3 protein-coding genes and 1 pseudogene are annotated in these 4,869 nt (G+C 68.0%); all 4 read left to right on the forward strand.

The genetic code is table 11. The annotated features are described in order from the left end of the window. Positions 1-381, forward strand: a 381-nt coding sequence (locus ELR45_RS34760) for a PD-(D/E)XK nuclease family protein (RefSeq protein WP_165367552.1), incomplete at its 5' end; no start/stop codon positions are given. After that, on the forward strand, positions 378-3,569 hold the full coding sequence (locus ELR45_RS07085) for a UvrD-helicase domain-containing protein (protein ID WP_129664631.1): 3,192 nt from the start codon (positions 378-380) through the stop codon (positions 3,567-3,569). The genes ELR45_RS34760 and ELR45_RS07085, both read left to right, overlap by 4 nt. Before the next feature lie 328 nt (positions 3,570-3,897). Then, on the forward strand, positions 3,898-4,668 hold the full coding sequence (locus tag ELR45_RS07090; protein ID WP_165367553.1) for a hypothetical protein: 771 nt from the start codon (positions 3,898-3,900) through the stop codon (positions 4,666-4,668). A gap of 5 nt (positions 4,669-4,673) precedes the next feature. Beyond that, a pseudogene (locus ELR45_RS37135) lies at positions 4,674-4,869 on the forward strand (BREX protein BrxB domain-containing protein); the annotation flags it as partial.

Below are 4,869 nucleotides of genomic sequence, written 5' to 3' on the forward strand. Positions count from 1 at the left end.
CACCGCGGGCAGCGGCTGCAGCTCCCCATCTACGCCGTCGCCGCCCGCGCCGCGATGGGCGACCCGGACACGGTGGTGCGCTCCGAGTACTGGTTCACCAGCCGTCGTGGCGGGTTCGACCGGATCGGGTACGACGTCGGCGACGCGGTCCTCGAGCACGCGAACCGCGCACTGCGCATCATCGCCGACGGGATCAGCCGGGGCGTGTTCCTCGCCCGTCCCAACGACCCCTCCAACCCGATGTGGGACTGTCCGGCCTGTAATCCGGACGGCCTCGGTGAACACGGGGTCGAGGCCGCGTGGGCCGCCAAATCCGAGGATCCGGCACTTGTACCGCTGCGATCCATGCTCGACGGTGTCGACGGGGAGGTGCCGGCATGACGCTCACCGACGAGCATGTGCGTAACCGAATCAGCACGGACCTGAGCAGCGGCCTCTTCGTCGAGGCAGGTGCGGGCTCGGGCAAGACCACGGTGCTGGTGGCCCGGATCGTCGCGCTGGTGGCCAGTGGCGTGCCGCTGCGGCAGATCGCGGCGGTGACGTTCACCGAGAAGGCGGCGACGGAGCTGCGTGACCGGGTCCGGGTGGAACTGGAACGGGCCGGCGAACGCGCCGCCGTGGACGAGTTGGACGGCGCGGCCATCGGCACGCTGCATTCCTTCGCGCGCCGGGTGCTGACAGAGCATTCGATCGAAGCGGGCGTTCCGCCGCTGTTCGAGGTGCTCGACGAGCTGTCCTCCCGGGTGGCGATCGACCGGCGCTGGGACGACCTTCAGACCGAACTGCTGCAAGATCCCGACGCGGCGCCGGTGCTGCGGCTCGCGCTGGCCGCCGGGCTCAAGCTGGAGGACCTGCGTGCCCTGGCGTTCGAGCTGGACCGGAACTGGGACCTGGTGGAGGAGCGGCTGGCCTCATCGTCACCGGCGGCCGTCCGGCGTGTGGAGATGGCGGGCCTGCGTCAGCAGGCGGCGGCGCTGATCGGCCGGCGGCCGGAGTGCACGGACGCCGACGACAAGCTCCTGGCGCGGCTCGACGCGCTGGCCGGCTGGCTGGAGAAGACGCACGACGCCGACGACGCGCAGCTCCTCGACCTGCTCAGCGCGGTACCCAAGGGCGGGCGGATCGGCCGCAAAGGCTCGTGGTCCTGCCCCGTTGACGAGATCCGCCAGGCGTTCGCAGACCTGAAAGAGCACGCGGACCGGATCCGCGCCCAGGTGGTGGACGACGTGCTGCGGTGGCTCCTGGCCCGGCTGGCGCAGGCCACTCTTGAAGCGGCGGACCAGCGCGTCGCTGACGGGACTCTGCACTTCCATGACCTCCTGGTGCTCGCGCGCCGTCTGGTCCGGCGGAACCCGGAGGCGCGTGACCGGCTCGCGGACCGTTATCGCAGGCTCCTGCTCGACGAGTCGCAGGACACCGACCCCATCCAGATCGAGCTGGCCGTCCGGATCGCCGGAGGGGCCGCCGCCGAGCAGGATGACTGGCGCGACGTGAAGGTGCCGGACGGCGTGCTGTTCTTCGTGGGTGACGCGAAGCAGTCCATCTACCGGTTCCGCCGGGCGGACATCAGCACCTACCTGGAGGCTCGCGACAGGCTGGGCGAGACGGTCTCCCTCACCACCAACTTCCGCTCCACCAGGGAGATCCTGAGCTGGGTCAACCACGTGTTCGGCGCGCTCATCACGGAGTCGGCCGGGACACAGCCCGCGTATCAGCCGCTGGACCCGCCGCCGGAACTCCCGTTCTGGTCCAGTGCCGACGGCCCGCCGGTGGTGGTGCTCGGCCGCGACGCGCACACCGACAGACCTCTGGCCGGCGATATCCGCCAGCGAGAGGCAAGCGACATCGCCGCACTTATCCAACGCGCGGTCGAGGAGCGCTGGCGGGTGGACGGCCGCACGCTCAACCTGGCCGACGTCACGATCCTGGCACCCACCAGGACATCCATTGGCGGCCTGGAGGAGGCTCTGGACGCCGCTGGGATCGCGTATCGGACGGAGGCGGCCACGTTCGTCTACTCCGCACCGGAGATCCGGGAGCTCCTGCTGTGCGCGAAGGCGATCGACGACCCGACCGACGAGCTCGCCACCGTGTCCACCCTCCGGGCTCCGATGTTCGGCTGTTCGGACGCCGAGCTCTGGCGCTGGCGTGCCGCCGGGGGCTCGTGGAACCCTTTCGCACGGCCGTTGGCAGATGGGCGGGTCGACGACGTGCGGGTGGCCGACGGGCTGGCCCACCTGCGTAACTGGGCGCGTCGTCGTTCCCACATGACTCCGTCGCAGCTGCTCGACGAGATCATCGACCGCCGGCGGGTTCTTGAGACCGCCGTGGACACGCCGCGTTATCGGGAGACCTGGCGGCGGCTGCGGTTTGTCGTCGACCAGGCCCGCGCCTGGTCCGAGGCCGAGCACGGATCGCTGCGCGAGTATCTGCTGTGGGCGGAGCGGCAGGCGGAGGACTCCGCGCGGGTCAGCGAGACGGTCCTACCGGAGACCGACACCGATGCGGTCCGGATCACCACCATCCACGCCTCGAAGGGTTTGCAGTTCCCGTTTGTGATTGTGGCCGGCTTGGCCTCGAAGGGCTCCAACCAGCGACCGATGGTGCTCTGGCCCGACGACGGTGGCTGCGAACTACGGCCGCGCGCCAGTATCGAGACCATCGGCTACGGGGTGGCTGATCAGCAAGAACAGGTCATCGAGCGATGCGAGCGGCTACGTCTGCTGTATGTGGCGTGCACCCGGGCGCGGTACCACCTGGCCGTGTCTTTGCACCGAAGGGACGGCACCGACTGCCCGGCGACGGTACTTAGTGAGGCCTGCGCCGGGGGCGAGCACGAGGTGTGGGCAGCGGATCCCTCGGCTGTAGTGCGGGGTTCGGTCGCTGCGTCGGTGTCTTCTGCGGCGGCGCGTGAGGCGCTGCCGACGTGGGACGAGTGGTCCGGGCGACGAGAAGCCGCAGTGCAGAATGCCCGCCACCGGGAGGCCGAGTCCGCCACGGACATCGCGCACGGCCGTGCCACCGTCGAGCTGCCAGTGTTTGTCCGTGATGGCCTGGCCAAACAGCCGCGCGACCTGGAGCTTCCCGCCTGGGCGAAGGGCCGGTACGGCACCGCCATCGGTCGGGCCGTGCACGCGGTGCTGCAGACGGTCGATCTCGCGTCCGGTGCCGGTGTGGAGGAGTTGTCCGCGGCGCAGGCGCTTGCCGAGGGCGTCCCGGACGCCGTTGACGACGTGGCCGCGGCCGTCTGGTCCGCGTTGAACTCGCCGATCATGTCGCGGGCGGCCGTCTCGCCGCACTGGCGCGAGACCTACGTCGGTACGGTGGTGGACGGCGCGCTGGTCGAAGGGTATGTGGACCTCCTCTTCCGGGACGACGACGGCCTCGTCGTGGTCGACTTCAAGACCGACGCGGCGACTACCGCTGAAGCTGTCGCCGCCTACGAGACCCAGCTCAACGTGTACGCGCGAGCCGTCGCCGATGCCACGGGAGAGCAGGTGAACCGCTGTGTGTTGCTGTTCCTCCGCCCCTCAGGGGCCGTCGAGTACGTCTGCGGGTCACGCAACTGACGTCACGGACTAAAGACAACGTGGTCTGAGGCCACCAGAACCGGCTCAACGCTCCCGCAATTGCCGATGTGACCCAGCTCTGGCTCGCTGGATTGGCCACGCTGTAGTCTCGACCACGACGCTTGGGGGCATCAGACGCAGGGGGTGGCGAACTGACCAATCTCGCAGGAACTTTGCCGTGTTCCGATGGGGCGCAACGTACCGACGGGCACGCTGCGGATCGCCCATGCTCAAAGTGCTTGCACCGAGTTGACGTCCGATGACCTCTAGCCAAGCCCTCTCCGGTGGCACGCAAAGGGCGGCTGCAATGCCTAGAAGTGGACTGGCAATGCGTTTAACCTCTGAGATCGTGTCGGGCGACATGTCGGGCGGTCCGAGTACGAGCCAGACGATCTTGGTATCGAGCCTGCAGCGGCTCCTGTCGCTGCTTCCCCCGGATGCGCCCTCTGAGGCTTACCGCTCCGCCGTCATGGAGGACAACGTACTTGGCAAGGACACGACGAGCGGGCGTGAGTGGGCGTTCCGGCAGCTCCGTCGCTTCTACGCGCTCGACCCGCACTCGTTGTTGTTCCGTGCGCTCCGAGACCTGTGGTCTGACGACACTTCCGGTCAGCGACTCATTGCCCTCCTCTGTGCGATGGCTCGCGACCCGGTGCTACGGGCTAGTTCCTCCGTGATCCTGACTGCTGAACCAGGCCAAGTGGTCACACCGAGTGACTTCGAGGTTGCCATCGAGTCCGCGTTTCCAGGCGCCTATAAGGAGAGCACCCGCGGTACGACGGCAAAGAAGGTCGCATCGTCCTGGAACCAATCCGGCCACTTGGACGCAAAGAAGCCGACGCAGAAGATTCGTGTCGTCGTCGATCCGACACCGGCCTCCGTTGCTTATGCCCTGCTGCTTGGGTACCTTCAGGACGCTCGTGGTCAGGCGCTGTTCGAGACCCTATGGGCGAGGATCCTCGACCAGCCAAAATCGCGTTTAGTCGAGCTGGCCGCCACTGCGTCGCAGCGTGGAATGCTTGAGCTCCGCACGGCCGGAGGGGTGGTTGAGATCGGGTTCCGTGAGCTCCTGCGGCCGCTGGAGGGCGAATTGCTGTGAGCTATGTGGATGATCTCATTGCGTCGTACCGGCGTTTCGTCGCATTGCCGTGGCAACAGAGCGTGGCGCCAGCGCAGCGGGTGTGGATGGCGGTGTACCCGCCTAAGTACGAACGACCGGTCCGCCTGAACCTCCAAGAATTCGAGAACGCGACCATCCATGCCGGGCACAGCTGGGGCTGCGTGGACATCACCACATCAT

Origin of the sequence: Phytoactinopolyspora endophytica (assembly GCF_004138495.1) — a bacterium.
GTDB lineage: Bacteria > Actinomycetota > Actinomycetes > Jiangellales > Jiangellaceae > Phytoactinopolyspora > Phytoactinopolyspora endophytica.